The organism is Rheinheimera sediminis (genome assembly GCF_004005375.1).
Classification (GTDB): domain Bacteria; phylum Pseudomonadota; class Gammaproteobacteria; order Enterobacterales; family Alteromonadaceae; genus Pararheinheimera.
In genome coordinates this window covers 21,665-42,083 of the sequence record NZ_RZUF01000027.1, presented here as the reverse complement: position 1 = coordinate 42,083, position 20,419 = coordinate 21,665, and the positions used below count along the sequence as shown (strand labels likewise).

Sequence of the window (20,419 nt, the reverse complement as noted above, 5' to 3'; positions counted from 1 at the left end):
CCTACTTAATTTCAGGTGGAGTGCTAAAGCTGTGATAAGGCGCTGGCGAAGCAATAGTCCACTCCAACCCTTCAGCTCCTTCCCACACCTGATCTGTGGCTTTTTCACCACCTTTAATGCATTTCACCACCAACCAGACAAACAGCAACTGGGATAAACCAAAGGCAAAACCACCTATGCTGATCAAGGCATTAAAGTCGGCAAATTGCAGAGCGTAATCCGGGATCCGCCGTGGCATGCCCGCTAAACCAACAAAATGCATAGGGAAAAACAGCACATTGACAGAAATCAGCGAACACCAGAAATGCCACTGGCCTAAAGTTTCGTCGTACATATGGCCTGTCCACTTCGGCAGCCAATAATAAGCAGCAGCCATAATGGAGAAGACAGCACCTGTCACCAGAACATAGTGGAAATGCGCGACAACAAAGTAGGTGTCATGGTATTGGAAATCGGCCGGTGTAATAGCCAGCATTAACCCCGAGAAACCGCCTATGGTAAAGAGCACAATAAAGGCCAAAGAAAACATCATTGGCACTTCAAAGGTCATGGCACCTCGCCACATAGTCGCCACCCAGTTAAATACTTTTACCCCGGTCGGCACCGCGATCAACATAGTGCAGTACATAAAAAACAGTTCTGCGGCGACGGGCATGCCAGTGGTAAACATATGGTGCGCCCAGACTAAAAAGGACAGCAGCGCAATACTGGAGGTTGCATACACCATAGAGGCATAACCAAACAGCGGTTTGCGTGAGAAGGTCGGTACTATGCTGGAGATAATGCCAAAAGCCGGCAATATCATAATGTAGACTTCAGGGTGACCAAAAAACCAGAAGATATGCTGGAACAACACAGGGTCACCGCCCCCTGCTGCATCAAAGAAACTGGTTCCAAAGTACTTGTCGGTCAGCACCATAGTGACAACACCAGCCAGTACTGGCATAACGGCAATCAGCAGGTAAGCTGTGATAAACCAGGTCCAGACAAACAACGGCATTTTCATATACGTCATGCCAGGTGCACGCAGGTTCATAATAGTCACTATGACGTTAATAGCGCCCATAATGGACGATATGCCCATAATGTGAACTGAGAACACAAAAAGCGCAGTGCTGTCATTACTGTAAGTGGTGGAAAGCGGTGCATAAAAAGTCCAGCCAAAACTGGGGCCGCCACCTTCCATAAAGAGCGAAGCTAACAAAATGCTAAAGGCAAAAGGCAGGATCCAGAAACTCCAGTTGTTCATTCGTGGCAATGCCATATCCGGAGCCCCTATCATCATAGGGATCAACCAATTCGCCAAGCCGGTAAAGGCTGGCATTACAGCACCAAACACCATAATCAGACCATGGACTGTGGTCATCTGATTAAAGAAGTTTGGTTCAACAATTTGCAATCCTGGCTGAAACAATTCAGCACGGATCACCATGGCCATAGCACCACCGATAAAAAACATCAGCAGTGAAAACAACAAATACAAAGTACCTATGTCTTTGTGGTTGGTAGTATAAAGCCAGCGTTTTAACCCTTTGGCCGGCCCATGATGCTCGTGCTCAGCATGAGCATGCGGATCTGTAGTAACAGTACTCATCTGCGCCCCCTATTTCGACTGTGCTTTGGCGATGTCGGCAGCTTGCACCAGATCACCGGTATTATTGTCCCAGGCGTTGCGCTCGTAAGTCACCACAGCCGCAATTTCGCTTAATGTCAGTTGTTTAGCAAAAGCCTGCATCGAAGTGCCTGTTTTACCATTCAGCACTATGTCGATATGAGCAGGTAAATCTTCCAATGCCATTTTGCTGCCTTTAAGAGCAGGAAACACACCCGGAATACCCATGCCATTGGGCTGATGACAAGCAGCGCAGTAACCCATATAGGTTTTTTCGCCTAAGGTCATCAACTCTTCTTTGCTCATATTCATTGCCAGCAATTTTAATTCAGCGTCTTTGGCAGCCGCCTGAGTTGCTGCTTCCTGAGCTATCCACTGCTCAAAATCTGCTTGCTCTTTAGCAATCACCACCACAGGCATGAAACCATGATCTTTACCACACAACTCTGCACACTGGCCGCGGTAGATACCAGGCTGATCGACCCTAGTCCATGCTTCATTGATGAAGCCAGGATTGGCATCTTTTTTCACTGCAAAAGCTGGCACCCACCAGGAGTGGATCACGTCATCTGAGGTGACTAGAAAGCGAACTTTTTTACCTGTTGGGATCACCAAAGGCCGGTCAACTTCCAACAGGTAGTTTTCGCCTTTTTGTAGTTTATTGTCGATTTGTTGACGGGTAGTCGCCAGCAGAGAGAAATACTCGACCTTGTGGTCCATGTATTTGTAATGCCACTTCCACTGCGAACCCGTGATCAAAATGCTGACGTCTGCTTCGGAAGTGTCCTCCATCGCGATCAGAGTTTGGGTGGCGGGGATGGCCATAATGATTAAAATAATGACAGGTATAGCAGTCCAAAGCAGCTCTACTTTGGTGCTTTCATGGAATTGAGCTGGCTCAACGCCTTTTGATTTACGATGATGAATGATGGACCAAAACATCACCCCAAATACCGCTACCCCTATTGCACAGCAAATGTAAAAAATCTTCATATGCAGGTGGTAAACCTGCTGACTGATTTCTGTAACCCCTTGAGTCATGTTCAAAGGCATTTCTGCAGACTGCGTTGAAAACGCAAGCAAAAAGGTTAGCAGCGACCAACACAGATAACTGGTTCTCGCCACGTGACTTCTCCTCTGTCTTTGCACAAAAGCAAATTGCAGGTCGAAGACACATTTTTCCCACTGCAGCGTCTCTTCTACAATTGCCATCATTATTATTGTGCCGATTTAAATCACTCAAATCGGCGCACTGATTTTTTGTTTTGATATCAGTTGCATATAACAAGTAGTCAAGGAACAGAAAGAAGTAAACCCGGGGGTAAAAAAAACACTGATAAAACCAAATGGTCATACCAGTGCTCTATGTTAGCAAAATCTTGAAAAAGGTAGATTTTTTTACCAACTGTTGGTTCGTATCACACCAACGGCAAGGCCTTCAATGGCGAAATGCTGCTGGCTTAAGTCGACTTTAATCACATCAAAATCACCGTTTTCCGGATGCAGATAAACCATCTGACCTTCACGGCGAAAACGTTTGACTGTGACTTCATCTTCAACTCGTGCAACCACAATCTGACCCTGGCGAGCTTCTGTTGTTTTATGCACAGCCAATAAGTCGCCATCCAAAATACCGATATCCTTCATACTCATCCCCTGCACTTTTAGTAAAAAGTCTGCATTGGGTTTAAACAAACTGGCATCAAGCTGATACCTTTGCTGAATATGTTCTGCGGCCAGAATAGGTTGACCAGCGGCCACTTTGCCGATCAGTGGCAAACCTGGCTCTTCTTCTGCAACATCATTGGCAGCTTCATCTTCAATCAGACGAATGCCACGGGACGTGCCTGGCATCATTTCAATAAAACCTTTTTTCGCCAACGCCTTTAAATGCTCCTCTGCTGCATTGGCTGACTTAAATCCCAGCTGAGTAGCAATTTCAGCACGGGTTGGCGGCATACCTGAGGCGGCCTGATGATCTTTAAGCAATTGCAAAATTTCGGCTTGTCTTGGTGTTAATGGACGCATAATGCTGAATACCTATACAGTGGATACTGTGAGTATATACAGCCTTTTGCTGTCTGCCAAGCCATAGACACAATTTTGCTGGTAAGACCTTCCATGCTATTCTAGCCGCTGTTTATAAGTACGGATTTGATATGTTAAAACCAATGTCATGGTTAGCCAAAGTGCTGTACTGGCCACTCAAACCTTTGGTCAGATGTAAAATAGTGCCAGAGCCTGTAGTAGAAAATCTGGCGCTCGACCTCAAACAGCCGCTGTTTTATATCAGCAGAACCGCATCCGCCAGCGACTTAGCTACAATAGCCCGGGTCTGCCAGAAGCTTGGCTTGCCAGATCCTATGGAGCCTGTAGTATGTGGCAAGCAAAGTCTGTCCCGTATTATTTTTTTAGAACAACCTCGTGTGCTGTGGGGCAGCCGAGCATCAACCGATGCCTTACAGCAGGGTTTGGCTTTGCTGCAGGCTCATCTGCAAAATCCCGATTTTTCGGCGCAGTTATTACCTGTTTCTGTGCTTTGGGGCCGGGCTCCTGGTAAAGAAAACAGCGTAAAGTCCATGCTCGGCGAGTCTGAATCGCCAAGTTGGCTGGCCAAGTTGTTTATCGTTTTGATCTCGGGCCGCCATACCTTAGTGCGATTCAGCAAAGCTGTTTCAGTACGCCAAATCATTGAAAATTCAACGGTAAACGAAGACACAGCTCACAAATTATTACGAGTGGCACGGTTTCATTTTTACCGCCAACGTCTAGCCGCTACAGGGCCAAAACTACCCAACAGAGCGGCATTATTTAATTCTCTTCTAGCGTCAGATGCGCTAAAAAAAGCCATAGAAGACGAAGCCAAAAGCAAAAAAATCAGCGTTAAAGAAGCCCGCACCCAAGCCCTGACATTGCTGGAAGAAATAGCGGCAGACTACCGTGAATCCACCTTACGGGTCGGTGACCGTTTCCTCGGCTGGTTATGGAAGAAGCTGTACTCAGGTTTAAAAATTAACAATGGCCAAGTGCTGACTGATCTGGTGCAAAAGGGCCATGAAATTGTTTATGTGCCTTGTCATCGCAGTCATATGGATTATCTGCTGTTAAGTTATGTGATTTACCATCAAGGCCTTGCTCCACCTCATATAGCTGCAGGCATCAACCTGAATTTCTGGCCTGTGGGTACTTTGTTCCGCCGTGGTGGCGCCTTTTTTATCCGCCGTAGTTTCAGTGGCGATAAGCTGTACTCTGCCGTCTTTCGAGAATACCTGAGCAAGCTGTTCAGCAAGGGTTATCCGGTTAAGTATTACTCCGAAGGCGGTCGCAGCCGCACAGGACGTTTATTACAGCCTAAAACCGGTATGCTGGCGATGACAGTGCAAGCTTTGTTGCGTGGTATAGACAGACCCATTAGCCTGGTGCCGGTTTATCTGGGCTACGAGCATGTGATGGAAGTGAACACTTATCTGACTGAACTCAAAGGCTCCAGTAAGAAAAAAGAATCTATAGGTGGCGTGTTCAGTGCTGTGCGGAAGCTACGTGACTATGGTTATGGTTATGTTAACTTTGGCCAGCCTATTTCGTTAAACAGCTTTTTAACTCAGCAAGTACCAGACTGGCGTGCCTCGGCAGAAAATGCCGATACGCAAAAACCAGTCTGGCTGAATCCAGCGGTAGCTACACTCTCTACCATGATTATGCAGAGAATAAACCAGGCAGCTGCACTGAACAGCATCAATCTGATTGCCACTTGTTTACTGGCAACCCGCCAGTATTCGTTGACCAGACAAGAACTTACCACTCAGTTAGAGTTCTACCGCAACTTACAACACTATGCGCCTTATCACAGTGGTGTGACTCTGCCTGAAGGCTCCGTCAGCCAGTGGATTGACCATGCTATTCGGCTAAAAAAGGTGGAAGTTTCGCAAGACAGCTTTGGTCAGATCATTCAACTGACGCCGGAGAATGCGATTTTATTAAGCTACTATCGTAATAATGTCTGCCATTTGTTTATATTGCCCGCTATTCTTGCCACAGCGTTATTGCAGCATGCAGAATTAAGCAAAGTGCAGCTGACGAACATCTGTCAGTTGCTACAACCTTTACTGCAGCACGAATTGTTTTTGCAACTGGATCAGTTCAACGCCTATATAGAACAGGTATTGGACCAATTGCAGCAGCATCAGTTAGTAGAAATTAAAGGCCTCTCTTTACAGGCAGCACCGGTTCAACAAGTGGGCCATTTTATGCTGGAGTTACTGGCGCATAATGCGCAAGACGTGCTGCAGCGTTATGCGGTGGTACTGAATTTACTGCAGCTGCACAGCCCTTTGACTCGCGCAGAGTTAGAGCAACAAAGTCATGAACTGGCGCAACGTTTGAGTACTTTGCATGGCATCAGTTCGCCTGAGTACCATGATAAACAACTGTTTGCGACCTTAATTCATGCGTTGCGTGAAGCTGGTTATTGTCATTGCAATGAACAAAACGAGCTTGAAGCCACTGCCATTTTGTTACCACTGCAGCAAACGGTAAATGCTTTATTAAGGGCAGACGTATTGCAAACAGTGCTTAGCATAGTAAAGAAGACTTGAGAATAAGAGTTTCTATTTTGGCTTAATACCAAACTATAAAAACCACCTTGAGAACAGGTGGTTTTTTTTCAAACTCGCACTCAGATTAAACCCTGGCTTTGTCGTAGCTGCGGATCACACCTTCTTGCATAGTTGACGCAACCAGCATGCCATCCCTGTTAAAAAACTGCCCCCTCACCAGGCCACGGGCGCCCGATGCACTGGGACTGTCCACTGCGTACAATAGCCAGTCATCAAAACGGAAATCATGATGAAACCACATGGCGTGATCTATAGTGGCGACCTGCATATTAGGCGCCATAAAGGACTTGCCATGGGGCTGTAAAGCAGTTGGCAGAAAATTAAAGTCTGAAGCATAAGCCAGCAGGTATTTATGTACCCGTAAATCATCCGGCATCACGCCATTGGCTTTAAACCAAACATAACGTTTCGCCTGACTGATCTGCGGGTTAAAAGGATTGTGAAAAGCCACTGGCCGCATTTCAATAGGTTTTTCGCAGATAAACTTGCTACGTAATGATTCAGGAATCAAATGAGCGTGCTCACGGTAAAACTCTAAATCCGAAGCCAGCTCTTCAGGTGCAGGTACTGCAGGCATTAGCTCCTGATGCTCGAAGCCTTGCTCTTCAGCCTGAAAAGAAGCCGTCATATAAAAAATAGGTTTACCAAACTGAATAGCGCTGACACGCCTGGTGCTAAAGCTTTTGCCATCACGGATATTTTCCACTTCATAGACTATGGGTTTACTGGCATCGCCCGGACGCAAAAAATAGGAGTGAAACGAATGTACTTTACGATCAGCTTCTACTGTTTCCTTAGAGGCAGACAAGGCCTGCCCCATCACTTGACCACCAAACACGGCTTTAAATCCCAGGTCCTGACTTTGACCTCTGTACAAACCTTGTTCTATGGTCTCCAGCTTTAAAAGTGATAATAGGTCGGACAACACCTGACTCATGCGCGGCTCCTGATAATAGTGATAGCTGTATTGTGCTACATGCCAGAGCAGAGTGCAAAATTGGCTGGTTTCACCTGAGTCATTCAGGCTAAAGTAGCTAGCCGTAGTCCTTTGTGCCGCCTGGAGAGTAAATCTGATGAACTATTGGTTGTTTAAGACAGAACCTGAAGAATGCAGTATTGATGATTTTGCCAAAACTCCAGATAAAGCCATTGTCTGGGAGGGGGTGCGCAACTATCAGGCACGTAACTTTCTGCGGGATCAGGTGCAATCTGGCGACCTGGTGTTTATTTATCATTCCAGCTGCAAAGACATTGGGATAGCCGGTGTGGCGAAAGTAGTACAAAACAGCTACCCCGACCCTAGCCAGTTTAACTCACTAAGCCCTTATTTTGATGCAAAATCCAGTGGAACTAAGGCAGCATGGGTCGCTGTAGATCTGCAATTTGTCGAGAAATTTCCACAACTTCTGTCACTCGACAAACTTAAAGAGTCAACTAAGCTAGAGCAGCTGGCTCTGGTTAAAAAGGGCAATAGATTGTCCGTGATGCCAGTCAGCCCGGCAGAATGGCAAACTATACTAATAATGGCTAAAAATCAGGGGACAACTTAGATGAAGCAGGAAAGACGACGTGAACCACGGGATTTAAATTTCTTTTGGGACATGCTGAATATGGCTCAAAAGTTTTCTGTCTCGGAACTGCAACGTTATGGTTATGAATTATCTTTTGTGCGGCAGCAGGAACAACAGAGTCTTGCCGTACTAAAAGCCGGCGCTAAAATGGCGTCTATTGACCAAGACGGCCAAATTAATACGGCACCACGGGTTTTCTTGCGAGATTAAGCCTGAGCTTCAAAGCGGAACATCTAACCTATCAGCCTGCCAGACGATCTGAATGCGCAGGCTTGTATTCCTGCAACATTTCAACAGCACGCTGACACAATTTCAGGTAAGACGTCATAGTATTACTTTGCCAAAATTCAGTTAACACCGGATGATGACGGAGAAAATTTTCCATTTCATTAAAACTAAGTTGATTCTGTTGTTTAAGAAACTTAGCGACAGCCTGACGTGGCAAAGTCCCCTGCTTAGCCAATTCCTTGCACAACACCGGAATAGCTTTGCACAATAACTCAGTATGCAGATACCAAACTGGCACCTTGGCATGAGTTCGCCCGGCCTGATGAACCTTCACCAGCAACTGTTGGCTTTGCTCTTCAGCCAACCAAAACGCCAAATGTTCTAATTGCACTGATTGTTGCTGGGCAAAATGCAGTTGTACTTTTAACCTGTTTTGCATTTTGCTCAGCTGGTCCAGCTTCACTGCCAAAAAGACTATAGGTGCTACTGCAATCAGCAGTAATAACATCCACATCCGAACCTTACTCCCTGTAATCCATAGCCAAAACCCGCCGCACTCTATCAGAGCCGGTGGCTGAATCCTATGACAATATCTCTGGAAAATGCAACACCGGATTAAAAAGTTCTAAAGTTACTGTTTTTGTTGAATATAGTTAGCAATTTGTTTCTCCAAAATGGACAAAGGTACGCTGCCGTTTTGCAAAACAACTTGGTGAAACTCTCGCAGATCAAAGCGACTGCCTAACTGCTGTTCCGCGTCTGCGCGTAACCTTTTGATCGTTAGCTCACCCAGCTTGTAAGACAAGGCTTGCGCTGGCCAACTGATATAACGATCAATTTCTGTGGTGACGTTGTGCATAGATAAAGCGGTATTGCTGGCCAGGAAATCAATAGCCTGCTGACGACTCCAGCCCATGGTATGCATGCCCGTATCTACCACTAAGCGGGCGGCTCGCCACATTTCATAGGTCAGACGACCAAAATTACTGTAGGGGTCCTGATAAAACCCCATTTCAACGCCTAGATATTCCGCATACAAGCCCCAGCCCTCACCAAAAGCTGAGGTATAAAAATTTCGACGATAATCAGGTAACGAAGCCTGTTCACGGGCCAACGAAATTTGTAAATGGTGGCCAGGTACTGCTTCGTGCAAGGTTAAAGCTTCCATTTCATACAAGGGGCGACGGTCTAAGGCATAAGTGTTCACCCAATAAAAACCTGCTCTATCATCTCGGCTGGTACCTGCATAGCGGCCTGTGGTGTATTTGGGAGCTATCTCGGCTGGCACTGGCGCCACGCCGTAAGGAGTGCGAGGTAAGGTTTTGAAGTATTTAGGCAGTTCAGCATCGATTTTTTTCGAAATAAAAGCTGCTTCTTTTAATAAATCCGTGGGGGTTTTGACATAAAACTGCGGATCGGTACGCAAAAACTGAATAAAATCGGCAAAACTGCCCTTAAAACCAACTTGGTTAATAATGCTTTGCATTTCTGTGCGGATACGGGCCACTTCAGCCAGACCTGTTTGATGGACCTGTTCTGGTGTCAGTTTTAATGTGGTGTAATGTTCAAGCCGATTCTGATAATACTCCCGACCTTGAGGCCATTCGCTTGCGGCTATGCTATCGCGCGCGCCCGGCAAATACTGCTGCACCATAAACTGATAAAACTGCTGGTAAGCCGGATTCAGTTGCTGTTGGACTATCTGTTTTGCTTCTGATTGCATGGCAGTCCAGTTGTCAGCATCTACAAATTCAGGCTTTTGAGTAAAAGGCCGGTAAAATACGTTCTGTTCAGGCGTTTTACTGACAAAGGCCAGAATACCTTCGTCAAAACCAGCCAGTACAGCTTTTGGCTGAGTCATGCCCGTGGCTAAACCTTGTTTCATCCAGTCGGTCTGTTGTTGCATATAACGCGGAATGGTTTTTAACTTGGCAAGGTAATACTGATAATCCTGTAGCGTTTTGAATTCAGTACCAGACACCATAAAGGCCAGACTACTATGAAAACCTGATTCCGAGGTTAAAGGGATCAGATGAGCTCCATATTTATACTCTGAAATAGCGTCTTTGAGGCTATAGTGCAAAATGGCATAGTTGATTTGTTGCTGTTCCGTCAAAGTGGCAACATCCACCAGCTCTAACTTTTTCAGCCATTGTTGTCGCTGCTGATCAGCTGCCGCCAGAGTTTCAGCCGACATATCGGGCAAACTGGTTTTACTGCGGTTATCTAAAGCCTTTTCGGCTTGCCACAACTGAGTGGCGAATTGATCAAAATCTGACGGTTGTCCAGACGAACTACTGCACCCGGTGACGAACAAGGCAACACAAAAAAAAATAAACTTCTGACGCATTTTCTTTCCCCCCAACCTTTTTTAATGATTTTACTCTGTTCAACTATTACAGCCAGTACAACGAGCGGTACTTTTTGGATTCTGGCCGCAATAAAGTCGTCAGAGCGCTTTAAAAAGACATTTTTTAAGCGACAATCTGCGCTTTTTTAGACAATAAGAAAAAAAAGTAAAAAAATAAGTCATTAATAATGCAGGAGATGCAGACTTTTTCTATTAGATATGTCAGCTTAACCATATCAGTCTGTTTGCCCTAACGTAAGTTTCGCGTAACATTGCGTTTCGCAGGCTAAATTAGCAGTAGTATTTAGTGGAGTTGCTTTTGGCATGAAATATCAGGACTCAATCGAGCAGGCAAGTGAGAAGGCAGCGCTGACCGCAGCTTTTTTACAGCGGCATCGTTTAGCAGCCCATCCGGTCAATTACACAGTGATCTACGAGTACATCAATGGTCAAAATGCCGGGTTATGTCAAGCCATAGAGCAAAAACTGGCAGTAAAGAGTAATTTTGATGACTATGTATTAGCTGAACTCTATAGCCAATGGTTAAGCCCCCATCATCAGCGTCAAGAAGAACTCAGCCTGCAAGTCGCGACTATGTTAGGAAAATTATCCGGTACTACTGATATAGCCAGTGAAGCTGTGCAGCATTATTTGGATGTACTTGACCAAGCTTTGTTAGGCTTCGACCCCAACAATACCAACCGAAGCCGTGAAAGTGTCAATAAAGTGATCAGTGCTACCTATGCGATCAAAGCCAGCCAACAGAAACTTAAAGACCAACTCGATTTTTCCAACGAACAATGCCATGCCCTGCGCTCTGAAATTGAACATCTGAAAAAAGAGCGCCAACTCGACCCTTTAACAGGCCTTTACAACAGACTCGCGATGCAAGAACACCTGGATCTCTGGCTAAGCGAAAATCCTGGTCGTCGCATCGCCGCGATAGCTGTTAATTTAGATCATTTCTCCCAGTTTAATCAGGACTATGGTGTTGGAGTCGGCGACGTAATTTTAAGTAAAGTCGCGCGTAAAATTGCCAGTTATGTGCAGGAAAGCGGTTTGCCTGTGCGTTCTGGTGGAGAAGAGTTCCTTATTTTATTACCTGATGTTGATTTACGTACTGCCGGTGAAATCGCAGAACAAGTCCGTAAAGGGGTTGAGAAGCTGAGGTTTGTTTCGGCAAAGAGTAAAACCACCTTACCTAAAATTACTATTTCTTTGGGCGTCAGCATTTACAACTCAGCCGAAAACTGGCACCAGTTTTTATCCCGCAGCAGCAAAGTATTATTGGAAGCCAAAGTGCGTGGCCGAAATCAGGTTACCACTGAGTTGATGTTGGCAACCTGAAATGGCAAGCCTGCTCAAGGAATTGTTAAATCAGGCATTTTTGCAACAGCTGGCGCTTTTGTGCCAACAGCAGTGTACCGCTTTTAACCAGAGTTATTTTTTACAGCAGACTCAAGGCCCCTACTGGGATAACCTTGAGCTAAAAGCCAGAATTCGTCATATCAGCTGCAGTCTGCACCAGAGTATGAACTTGGCTTATACTGATGCTATTGAGGTGCTAATACCAGTCAGCAGGCATTTTTCCGGTGTGCCTGGTTTTGTTTTTTCAGATTATGTTGAAGTCTATGGCCTGGAACACCCAGACACCTCTTTTCGTGCCTTAGGTCATTTCACCTGTTTCTCCACTGCCGAATTTGCCATAAGAGCATTTTTCCAGCGCTATCCTGAGCAGACTCTGGCGCAAATGCAAGCATGGGCCAACTCTGATAACCTGCATTTACGTCGCCTGGCCAGTGAAGGAGCAAGACCCAGACTACCCTGGGGCATGGCACTGAAGAGCTTTAAGCAGGACCCTACGCCATTATTGCCCATCTTAGAGCAACTAAAAACAGACGCGGAACCTTATGTACAGCGCAGCGTAGCTAATCATTTAAACGATATCAGTAAAGATCATCCAGAGCTGGTACTGGCTATAGCAAAGCGTTGGTTTGGTCAGCACAGTATCACCGACTGGATTATTAAACATGGGTTACGGGGTTTATTAAAGCAGGCACATCCTGGCGCCTTAGCCTTGTTTGGTTTGCAGCAACTGCCGCTGCAGGTGAAGTTGGACATGCTCAATGCCACAGTATCAGCGCAGCAGCCTCTGCATTTTTGTATTACCTTATCCGGCCCTGCAGAGCTTGAAGCTAAATTAAGACTGGAATACAAAATTGGTTACCGAAAAAAATCCGGCCAGTTACAGTACAAGGTTTTTCAGTTGAGCAATAAAACCTGGTCAGGCCAAAACCTGAACTTTGAACGCCAACAGCCTTTCCTTGATTTGACCACTCGCAAACATTATCCGGGCCAACACCATTTGCAAATTATGCTCAACGGCCATTGTTATGCTGAAAGTTTTTTTGAGTTGATCTGAAACATCAGGAGCAGCATAAAACGACAGGATAAGTTGGCGTAAGCCGCCGAATCTTTTACACTAGCACCACTTTAGTTCACCACGAACAGCCAAAGGCTTTTTTATGACTGACCAGCAACCTGATAGCACTCATTTTGGCTTTAAAACCGTAAAGCAAACTGAGAAAGTTTCGCTTGTGGCCAATGTATTTCATTCCGTTGCGGCCAAATATGATCTGATGAACGATGTGATGTCGATGGGTATTCACCGTTTATGGAAAAGATTCACTATCGACTGCAGCGGCGTGCGTCCTGGTCATCAGGTGTTGGATTTGGCCGGTGGCACCGGTGATATCACCGCTTTATTCTCCAAAAGAGTGGGACCTACAGGCAAAGTTATACTGGCGGATATCAACGAGTCGATGCTTAACGTTGGCCGCGATAAATTGCGCGACTTAGGTCTGGTCAACAATATAGAATTTGTTCAAGCCAATGCTGAAGCTTTGCCTTTTGCCGATGACAGCTTTGATATCATCAGCATAGGTTTTGGTTTGCGTAATGTCACAGACAAAGATGCTGCGTTACGTTCCATGTACAGAGTGCTCAAACCTGGTGGTCGTTTATTAGTACTGGAATTTTCCAAGCCTGAATACCAATGGTTAAGCAAAGTGTACGACTTATATTCCTTTAAGTTACTGCCCGCTATAGGTGGTCTGGTCGCAAACGATAAAGAAAGTTATCAATATCTGGCGGAGTCTATTCGTATGCATCCAGACCAGGATACACTGAAACAGATGATGGAAACGGCAGGCTTTGAACATGTGAGTTATCACAACCTGACTGGCGGCATAGTGGCACTGCATAAAGGCTATAAATTCTGATGTTCAGTTTAGTGCCACAACTGATCTGTGCCACTGTAGAAAAAGTGCTGCATAAGGTTGTGGCTATGGATGCAGCATCGCCGAATTTACTGCAAAAAGTTCAGGGAAAACAGCTGGCTTTACAGCTACAAGAATTACCATGGCGTTTTGTGTTATCTGCTACAGCCGATACTCTGCTGCTGAATCAGCATAATGAAAAAGTCGATTGTGTCATTGTTACCGACCTGACAACTCTGCAAAAACTGAATGAGCCCAGTCAACTCACCCGTTTAATTAAACAGGACAAACTGCAGATTGAAGGTGATCTTCAGGTCGCCCAACAATTCAGTACTCTGTTACAGCAACTAAACCCGGACTGGGAGCAACACCTCTCTGGCTGGCTGGGTGATGCTTTGGCACATAAAGTCGCCACTGCGATAAAGCAACTGCAGCTTTATATCCAGACACAATTACAGCAACTGGAACAAGCTTCTGTTGAGCTGGTCCAGGACGAACTGGCACTAAGCCCAACCCAAGCTGAAATGAACCAGTTCAGCCGTGATGTTAGTCAACTGCAAGCCAGGCTGGATCAATTAAGTCGCCACAACGCCTTCAGGCAGGAGTAATTTTTGGGTCTTCGCCGCTTTTACCACATTCTAAAAACCCTACTGCACTATGGTCTGGATCAACTGATCCCACAGCAATGGCAACCCTGGTACTTTAGCTTTGCCCGCCGCTCTGCATTTTGGTTGCAAAACAAACATCCTCATAAAACAGAAGGAGAGCGTTTACGTTTAGCCTTACAACAATTAGGGCCTGTCTGGATTAAATTTGGTCAAATGTTATCCACTCGTCGTGATTTGTTTCCGGCTCAATGGGTTGATGAACTTGCTAAATTGCAGGACAAAGTAGAAGCCTTTCCAGGTGAACAGGCCAGACAGCTGATTATCCAACAGTTGGGTTTACATGAAATCACCGACTTATTTGAACGCTTTGACGAAATCCCGCTGGCATCCGCTTCTATTGCTCAGGTACATACTGCGCAGCTAAAGCAAGCCGATGGCAGTTTGGCCGATGTAGTGATTAAAGTCATACGGCCGGACATCAGACCGCAAATTTTGGCCGATTTAGAGTTAATGGACGCCTTAGCTGGTTTAGTGGCTCGCTATCTGCCTGACGGTAAAAGATTACGCACCAAAGAGGTGGTCGCAGAGTATCGAAAAACTATTCTGGATGAGCTGGATTTACAACGCGAAGCGGCGAATGCCATTCAGTTAAAACGTAATTTTGAAGGTTCAGACTCCCTGTATGTGCCTTATGTGTATGCCGATCATAGCAGACCCAGTGTGATGGTGATGGAACGCATTTACGGTATACCAGTATCAGATTTAGTAGCGTTGCGCGCTCAGGGTACTAACCTGGAATTATTAGCAAAACGTGGCGTAGAAGTATTTTTCACTCAAGTATTTCGCGACAGCTTTTTCCATGCCGATATGCACCCAGGTAATATCTTTGTGTCTTATGAAACGCCGGAAAATCCAAAATATATTGGGATAGACTGCGGTATAGTAGGGACACTGAATAAGGAAGATAAACGTTACCTTGCTGAGAATTTTGTCGCCTTTTTTAATCGTGACTATTTAAGAGTGGCGCAATTGCATGTTGACTCAGGATGGGTGCCTGCAGATACCAGTGTCGAAGAGTTTGAAAGTGCAATACGCACTGTCTGTGAGCCAATCTTCCAGAAACCGCTGCAGGACATCTCTTTTGGGCAGGTATTGTTTAATCTGTTCAATACGGCACGTCGTTTTAATATGCAGGTTCAGCCGCAACTGGTATTGTTGCAAAAAACCCTGCTGTATATTGAGGGCTTGGGACGACAGTTGTATCCACAGTTGGATTTATGGCAAACCGCCAAACCTTTTCTGGAAAACTGGGTCCAACAGCAAATAGGACCTGCCGCCTTATGGCGCGAAATGAAAGCAAATTTACCCTTTTGGGCGGAAAAAATGCCGGAAATGCCGGGACTGTTGCATCACTATTTACAACAAGGCCCACGACAGCAGGCCAACCTGTTAGCCCAGTTACAACAAGTGCAGGCGCAGCAACAACTTCAGACTAAAAAGTTAGCCCATGCAGTGCTGGCAGGTTGTAGTTTGTTAGCGGCTGTCTTATTACTGACATCTGGTTGGTCTATAACAGCGGCGGGACTAGCGCTGGTTGCATTGGGCTTTAGCCTGAAAATTAACTGACGAACCCGTAAGTTCGTTTTAGCAGTTTGAAAACCGAAGGAGAATAATATGGGTTTTGGTGGCATTAGTATTTGGCAGTTATTGATCATCCTGGTGATTATTGTCCTGCTGTTTGGCACAAAGCGTTTACGTGGTATTGGTTCAGATTTAGGTTCAGCCATTAAAGGCTTCCGTAATTCTGTCAAAGATCCAGAAGAGACTGTCGAACCTGCAGCCCCTGCGGTTCAACCACAGCAGTCTCAGCCGCAAATCAAGGCTGAAGTAAAAGAGCCTGCACCAGCCAACGCTGAAACAACAAAAACACCAGAACAACGCTAAATGAGTTTTTGGGAATTAGTCATCATTGCAGTAGTGGCGCTTCTGGTGTTAGGCCCGGAGCGTTTACCTGGCGCTATTCGTAGTGTCAGCGGTTTTATTCGCAGCGTAAAACAATTTGGCCAACAAATGCAGGCAGAACTAAACGATGAGCTGCGGGTGCAGGATCTGCATGAAAAATTAAAACAAGCTGAAGAAAAAGGCTTATTGAATCTGACGTCAGAAGAAAAACAAGCGATGGCAGACTTGCGCCAAGCAGCGGCTGACGTGACTAGCCCTTATGCCAGCACTTCAAGCGCTAAGGTGGAACCACCCCTTCCCCCTGCGGACCCTTTAGCTCCTCTTCCTGCCGTTGTATCGGACCCAGTAGTTACAGATGACAAAAAACACAAATCCTAACAGCCTGTTAGGGCACCTGATAGAGCTGCGCCGCCGCCTGTTAAATACAGTAATGGCCGTACTTTTAGTCTTTGCAAGTCTGGCCTATTTTGCCGCAGATATCTATCATCTGATGGCGTCACCTTTGATGGCCGTGTTGCCCGCTGGCGCATCTATGATAGCGACAGATGTAGCAGCACCATTTTTTGCACCTTTTAAATTAACTTTCATCGTAGCACTTTGTCTGACTGTGCCTTATATGTTGTGGCAAATCTGGTTGTTTGTAGCCCCAGCTTTGTATAAAAAAGAAAAACATCTGGTCGCCCCACTGATTATCTCAAGCACAGTATTGTTTTATTGTGGTATCGCTTTTGCCTATTACATCGTATTCCCGCTGGTCTTCGGCTTTTTCACCAGCGTAGCCCCTGAGGGAGTCACCATAGCCACAGATATCAGCAGTTATCTGGACTTTGTGTTAAAACTTTTTTTTGCTTTTGGCTTATCTTTTGAAATTCCGGTTGCCGTATTGTTGTTAGTATGGACAGGTGCGGTGACCCGTCAGCAACTGACGGAGAAACGACCCTATTTTGTTGTTTTTGCTTTTGTGATTGGTATGCTGCTGACACCGCCTGACGTACTTTCTCAGATCCTGTTGGCGGTACCTATGTGTTTGCTATATGAGTTAGGCATATGGCTAAGCCGCTTTTATGTGCCAGCTGACTCAGACCAAACCAGTTCTTATGAGGAAAAATAAAATGAAAAAAGCGCTCGCCTTGTTCGTGTTTTTTGCTCCGGCCCTGTATGCCGCCGATTTGTCTGATCAACTGATGCAGTGTCGCGGCATCAGCAATGACCTGCAACGCTTAGTCTGTTACGACAAAATGAACACAGCCGCTGCTGCAGCTTATACCAAAGCCGCTGCTCGCGCAGAGCAAACCGTCAGCACTCAGGCTACTGCTGTGGAAGAGAAAGCAGAAGACTTTGGTCTGGAGCGTAAAATTCAAGCTGCTAAAGCGGAAGCTTCAGCAGACACTATGTCCATGGTGCTACAAAAAGTGGCCACCAATAAACAAGGCCTGATGGTCTTTACCTTTGACAATGGCCAGGTTTGGCGCCAAACCTCCAAAGATGTGTTTCAGGCATCTGAGGGTAGTATTTATACTGTAGAGCGCGGCGTGCTGAATTCATTTTTTCTGAATAAAGAAGGTACAAACCGTAAAACCAGAGTGATACGTGAAAAATAACAAGCCGCTCTGGTTTGATGCTGGCGTTAATTTATTTAGCGATCGCTTCAACAACGATCGCGACGCTGTGGTACAAAACGCCAGAAACAATCAGGTGTCGGAGCTGCTCTTGATCAGCAGTGACGCCGCAGAAAGCAAGCTAAATGCCGACTATTGCCTGAGCCATTCCGCTTTGTATTGTACAGCAGGTGTTCATCCACATTATGCCGGAGCAGTCAGCTCAGACTGGCAACACCAGATACAGCTTTTACTGCAATCACCTACTGTGGTGGCTGTAGGTGAATGCGGTTTAGATTTTGATAGGAATTTTTCAGCACCAGAGCAACAAATTCAGGTATTTGAAACTCAGCTACAACTGGCAAGTCAGTATAAAAAACCGGCCTATCTGCATGAGCGTGCGGCATTTTCTACACAAATAGCTTTACTGCAACAGTGTTCAGCTTTGACTGGCATCGCTCATTGTTTTACTGGAGATACCAACCAGTTAAAAGCCTATCTGGATTTAGGCCTTTACATAGGTATCACAGGCTGGTTATGTGACAACAACAGAGGGCAATCCCTGATGGACGCCATCAGTTATCTGCCGTTGGACAGGTTAATACTAGAAACGGATGCACCTTTTTTGTTGCCTAAAACTATGCTGAACAAGCCTAAATCCCGCCGAAATGAACCTCAGTTTTTAACTGAAATTGCAACTCAAGTATCTAGCCTGACAGGGCATAGCTTAGTGGATATTGCCAGGCACAGCAGAACAAATTGCCTCAAACTGTTTCAAATCAACACAGATGAGCACACGCCATGATGCACTGGCTGGAATTGAACTGGCAGGCGCTACTGCTCGGCTTCTGCCTTGGAGTTGTATTGACAACTTTATGTGCCTGGTTCGTGTTCTACTTCCAACAAAAAAAGTGGCAATTAAACGTTGCTGACCAATTGGAAGATAATATTCAGCAGCGCACACTTGAACTACAAATCACCCTAACTGAGCTGGCTGATAAAAATAAGCAGTTGGAGCAGCAAAACACCCTTGATGCCTTGACCGGAATAAGGAACAGAGCTTTTTTTGATCAGAAACTTGCTGCCGAAGTTAAGCGAAGCCGCCGGGAGCGCAGTACTTTGGCTTTGTTAATGATCGACATTGATCATTTTAAAGCCGTCAATGACCAACATGGTCATCTGGTGGGTGATTTGGTGATCAAAGAAGTCGCCATTAATCTGCAGCAGGAACTCAAGCGCAGCACTGATCATTTGTGCCGTTATGGTGGTGAAGAGTTTGCTGTTATTTTACCGAATACAGCTCTAGAAGGTGCAATGGTGTTGGCAGAACAAATCCGGCTTTGCATTGCTAATCTGCGCATCCAGTACGAAAGGCTTGAACTATCCGTGACCGTAAGTATTGGTTGCTATGCAGCTATTGCTGAAATAAACAGCACTAGTACTGATTTCATTCAAATTGCAGATACTGCTCTTTATCAGGCAAAAAATGAAGGTAGAAACAGGGTGATTTGCAGCCCTGAGTCAGTGATTTCAACACAGGAGACTCCAGATGAGTCAGTTTAACGAATACTTTCCTGCCAGCCGTCTACGCCGTATGCGCCAATCCGATTTCAGCCGGCGTTTAATGGCAGAAAATCGCGTCACAGTTGACGACTTAATTTACCCTATGTTTATCGTCGAAGGCGAAAATCAGCGCCAGGCCATTCCTTCTATGCCAGGCATTGAACGTTTATCTTTAGATTTACTGCTGGAGGAAGCCAAAGAGCTGGTTGCCTTAGGCATACCTGCCATCGCCCTATTTCCGGTCACACCAGCGGATAAAAAATCCCTTATGGCAGAAGAAGCTTATAACCCGGATGCTTTAGCCCAACGTGCAGTACGGATGCTGAAACAACAGGTGCCTGAACTGGGTCTGATCACTGATGTGGCATTAGACCCTTTCACTACGCATGGTCAGGACGGCATTATTGATGAAGACGGTTATGTGCTGAACGACATTACTACAGATATTCTGGTGAAACAGGCGCTGTCTCATGCCGAAGCCGGTGCAGACATAGTGGCACCATCAGATATGATGGATGGCCGTATTGGCGCTATTCGCTCAGCTCTGGAAGCCGAAGGTTATGTAAATACTAAAATCATGGCCTACTCAGCCAAATACGCTTCAGCTTATTATGGCCCCTTCCGCGATGCAGTAGGTTCAGCCGGTAATTTAAAAGGCGGCAATAAAAAGTCTTATCAGATGGACCCTGCCAATAGTGATGAAGCCTTACGTGAAGTTGCGCTGGATCTGGAAGAAGGCGCAGATATGGTGATGGTAAAACCAGGTATGCCTTACTTAGATATAGTGCGCCGGGTTAAAGATGAATTTGGTGTACCTACTTTTGCTTATCAGGTCAGTGGCGAATATGCGATGCATATGGCAGCCATTCAAAATGGCTGGCTAGCGGAAGAGGCTATAGTGATGGAATCTTTGTTAGCATTTAAGAGAGCAGGTGCAGATGGCATTCTGACTTACTTTGCGAAAAAAGCCGCTATTTGGTTGAAATAACACCTGAGGTGTCAGGCCTTGAATATTGAATCTAGATTCAATATT

21 protein-coding genes are annotated in these 20,419 nt (G+C 45.7%); 15 read left to right on the top strand and 6 right to left on the bottom strand.

Annotation, left to right across the window (positions count from 1 at the left end):
* Position 1: 1 nt before the first annotated feature.
* From ctaD to lexA, 3 genes are all read right to left on the bottom strand, one after another.
* Complete coding sequence (gene ctaD, locus EMM73_RS16915) at positions 2-1,594, bottom strand: cytochrome c oxidase subunit I (protein ID WP_127687987.1); 1,593 nt, start codon at positions 1,592-1,594, stop codon at positions 2-4.
* Positions 1,595-1,603: 9 nt separating this feature from the next.
* Positions 1,604-2,737, bottom strand: a complete 1,134-nt coding sequence (gene coxB / locus EMM73_RS16910) for a cytochrome c oxidase subunit II (protein ID WP_261373479.1) — start codon at positions 2,735-2,737, stop codon at positions 1,604-1,606.
* A 273-nt stretch (positions 2,738-3,010) separates the two neighbouring features.
* Positions 3,011-3,640 (bottom strand): transcriptional repressor LexA, encoded by a 630-nt coding sequence (gene lexA, locus EMM73_RS16905; RefSeq protein ID WP_186435270.1) that lies wholly within the window; start codon positions 3,638-3,640, stop codon positions 3,011-3,013.
* A gap of 131 nt (positions 3,641-3,771) precedes the next feature.
* Here lexA and plsB point away from each other — a divergent pair, with 131 nt between their 5' ends.
* A complete protein-coding gene (gene plsB, locus EMM73_RS16900) occupies positions 3,772-6,207 on the top strand; it encodes a glycerol-3-phosphate 1-O-acyltransferase PlsB (protein ID WP_127687985.1) in 2,436 nt (811 codons plus the stop codon).
* 85 nt (positions 6,208-6,292) lie between these two features.
* On the opposite strand, the gene tesB is transcribed toward plsB, so the two are convergent.
* Positions 6,293-7,165, bottom strand: coding sequence for an acyl-CoA thioesterase II (tesB, locus tag EMM73_RS16895; RefSeq protein ID WP_127687984.1), 873 nt, complete (start codon positions 7,163-7,165; stop codon positions 6,293-6,295).
* A 136-nt stretch (positions 7,166-7,301) separates the two neighbouring features.
* Here tesB and EMM73_RS16890 point away from each other — a divergent pair, with 136 nt between their 5' ends.
* A complete protein-coding gene (locus tag EMM73_RS16890) occupies positions 7,302-7,778 on the top strand; it encodes an EVE domain-containing protein (protein ID WP_127687983.1) in 477 nt (158 codons plus the stop codon).
* Positions 7,779-8,009 carry a hypothetical protein gene (locus EMM73_RS16885; RefSeq protein WP_127687982.1) on the top strand — a complete coding sequence of 77 codons (231 nt, stop codon included), beginning with the start codon at positions 7,779-7,781 and terminating at the stop codon, positions 8,007-8,009.
* Positions 8,010-8,040: 31 nt separating this feature from the next.
* Here the strand turns inward: EMM73_RS16885 and EMM73_RS16880 are convergent, their stop codons facing one another.
* Entirely contained in the window at positions 8,041-8,541 is a 501-nt protein-coding gene (locus tag EMM73_RS16880; RefSeq protein WP_127687981.1) for a hypothetical protein, read from the bottom strand.
* A 117-nt stretch (positions 8,542-8,658) separates the two neighbouring features.
* Entirely contained in the window at positions 8,659-10,377 is a 1,719-nt protein-coding gene (locus tag EMM73_RS16875; protein ID WP_127687980.1) for a DUF885 domain-containing protein, read from the bottom strand.
* Positions 10,378-10,701: 324 nt separating this feature from the next.
* Here EMM73_RS16875 and EMM73_RS16870 point away from each other — a divergent pair, with 324 nt between their 5' ends.
* The 12 genes from EMM73_RS16870 (at position 10,702) to hemB (ending at position 20,374) form a co-directional block, all read left to right on the top strand.
* A complete protein-coding gene (locus EMM73_RS16870; RefSeq protein ID WP_127687979.1) occupies positions 10,702-11,724 on the top strand; it encodes a GGDEF domain-containing protein in 1,023 nt (340 codons plus the stop codon).
* A 1-nt stretch (position 11,725) separates the two neighbouring features.
* The gene (locus tag EMM73_RS16865) at positions 11,726-12,799 is read left to right on the top strand and encodes a DNA alkylation repair protein (RefSeq protein WP_127687978.1); all 1,074 of its coding nucleotides are present in this window, start codon (positions 11,726-11,728) and stop codon (positions 12,797-12,799) included.
* A 103-nt stretch (positions 12,800-12,902) separates the two neighbouring features.
* Positions 12,903-13,658, top strand: a complete 756-nt coding sequence (gene ubiE / locus EMM73_RS16860) for a bifunctional demethylmenaquinone methyltransferase/2-methoxy-6-polyprenyl-1,4-benzoquinol methylase UbiE (protein WP_127687977.1) — start codon at positions 12,903-12,905, stop codon at positions 13,656-13,658.
* Positions 13,658-14,263, top strand: a complete 606-nt coding sequence (locus EMM73_RS16855) for a ubiquinone biosynthesis accessory factor UbiJ (protein WP_127687976.1) — start codon at positions 13,658-13,660, stop codon at positions 14,261-14,263. The genes ubiE and EMM73_RS16855 overlap by 1 nt, the downstream gene beginning before the upstream one ends.
* Before the next feature lie 3 nt (positions 14,264-14,266).
* The gene (ubiB, locus tag EMM73_RS16850; protein WP_127687975.1) at positions 14,267-15,889 is read left to right on the top strand and encodes a ubiquinone biosynthesis regulatory protein kinase UbiB; all 1,623 of its coding nucleotides are present in this window, start codon (positions 14,267-14,269) and stop codon (positions 15,887-15,889) included.
* 48 nt (positions 15,890-15,937) lie between these two features.
* Complete coding sequence (gene tatA, locus EMM73_RS16845) at positions 15,938-16,207, top strand: twin-arginine translocase TatA/TatE family subunit (RefSeq protein WP_127687974.1); 270 nt, start codon at positions 15,938-15,940, stop codon at positions 16,205-16,207.
* Positions 16,208-16,603 carry a Sec-independent protein translocase protein TatB gene (gene tatB / locus EMM73_RS16840; protein ID WP_127687973.1) on the top strand — a complete coding sequence of 132 codons (396 nt, stop codon included), beginning with the start codon at positions 16,208-16,210 and terminating at the stop codon, positions 16,601-16,603. It begins immediately after the preceding gene.
* Entirely contained in the window at positions 16,581-17,336 is a 756-nt protein-coding gene (gene tatC / locus EMM73_RS16835) for a twin-arginine translocase subunit TatC (protein WP_127687972.1), read from the top strand. The genes tatB and tatC overlap by 23 nt, the downstream gene beginning before the upstream one ends.
* A gap of 1 nt (position 17,337) precedes the next feature.
* A complete protein-coding gene (locus tag EMM73_RS16830; RefSeq protein WP_127687971.1) occupies positions 17,338-17,826 on the top strand; it encodes a hypothetical protein in 489 nt (162 codons plus the stop codon).
* On the top strand, positions 17,816-18,628 hold the full coding sequence (locus EMM73_RS16825; RefSeq protein ID WP_127687970.1) for a TatD family hydrolase: 813 nt from the start codon (positions 17,816-17,818) through the stop codon (positions 18,626-18,628). The genes EMM73_RS16830 and EMM73_RS16825 overlap by 11 nt, the downstream gene beginning before the upstream one ends.
* Positions 18,625-19,386 (top strand): GGDEF domain-containing protein, encoded by a 762-nt coding sequence (locus tag EMM73_RS16820; protein ID WP_127687969.1) that lies wholly within the window; start codon positions 18,625-18,627, stop codon positions 19,384-19,386. Before EMM73_RS16825 ends, EMM73_RS16820 begins: the two co-directional genes overlap by 4 nt.
* On the top strand, positions 19,373-20,374 hold the full coding sequence (gene hemB, locus EMM73_RS16815; protein WP_127687968.1) for a porphobilinogen synthase: 1,002 nt from the start codon (positions 19,373-19,375) through the stop codon (positions 20,372-20,374). The genes EMM73_RS16820 and hemB overlap by 14 nt, the downstream gene beginning before the upstream one ends.
* Positions 20,375-20,419 lie beyond the last annotated feature (45 nt).

Coding starts and splice junctions, on each gene's coding strand:
- ctaD (WP_127687987.1), bottom strand. CDS start 1,594: ATGAGTACTGTTACTACAGATCCGCATGCTCATGCTGAGCACGAGCAT.
- lexA (WP_186435270.1), bottom strand. CDS start 3,640: ATGCGTCCATTAACACCAAGACAAGCCGAAATTTTGCAATTGCTTAAA.
- plsB (WP_127687985.1), top strand. CDS start 3,772: ATGTTAAAACCAATGTCATGGTTAGCCAAAGTGCTGTACTGGCCACTC.
- tesB (WP_127687984.1), bottom strand. CDS start 7,165: ATGAGTCAGGTGTTGTCCGACCTATTATCACTTTTAAAGCTGGAGACC.
- EMM73_RS16890 (WP_127687983.1), top strand. CDS start 7,302: ATGAACTATTGGTTGTTTAAGACAGAACCTGAAGAATGCAGTATTGAT.
- EMM73_RS16885 (WP_127687982.1), top strand. CDS start 7,779: ATGAAGCAGGAAAGACGACGTGAACCACGGGATTTAAATTTCTTTTGG.
- EMM73_RS16880 (WP_127687981.1), bottom strand. CDS start 8,541: ATGTGGATGTTATTACTGCTGATTGCAGTAGCACCTATAGTCTTTTTG.
- EMM73_RS16875 (WP_127687980.1), bottom strand. CDS start 10,377: ATGCGTCAGAAGTTTATTTTTTTTTGTGTTGCCTTGTTCGTCACCGGG.
- EMM73_RS16870 (WP_127687979.1), top strand. CDS start 10,702: ATGAAATATCAGGACTCAATCGAGCAGGCAAGTGAGAAGGCAGCGCTG.
- EMM73_RS16865 (WP_127687978.1), top strand. CDS start 11,726: ATGGCAAGCCTGCTCAAGGAATTGTTAAATCAGGCATTTTTGCAACAG.
- ubiE (WP_127687977.1), top strand. CDS start 12,903: ATGACTGACCAGCAACCTGATAGCACTCATTTTGGCTTTAAAACCGTA.
- EMM73_RS16855 (WP_127687976.1), top strand. CDS start 13,658: ATGTTCAGTTTAGTGCCACAACTGATCTGTGCCACTGTAGAAAAAGTG.
- tatA (WP_127687974.1), top strand. CDS start 15,938: ATGGGTTTTGGTGGCATTAGTATTTGGCAGTTATTGATCATCCTGGTG.
- tatB (WP_127687973.1), top strand. CDS start 16,208: ATGAGTTTTTGGGAATTAGTCATCATTGCAGTAGTGGCGCTTCTGGTG.
- tatC (WP_127687972.1), top strand. CDS start 16,581: ATGACAAAAAACACAAATCCTAACAGCCTGTTAGGGCACCTGATAGAG.
- EMM73_RS16830 (WP_127687971.1), top strand. CDS start 17,338: ATGAAAAAAGCGCTCGCCTTGTTCGTGTTTTTTGCTCCGGCCCTGTAT.
- EMM73_RS16820 (WP_127687969.1), top strand. CDS start 18,625: ATGATGCACTGGCTGGAATTGAACTGGCAGGCGCTACTGCTCGGCTTC.
- hemB (WP_127687968.1), top strand. CDS start 19,373: ATGAGTCAGTTTAACGAATACTTTCCTGCCAGCCGTCTACGCCGTATG.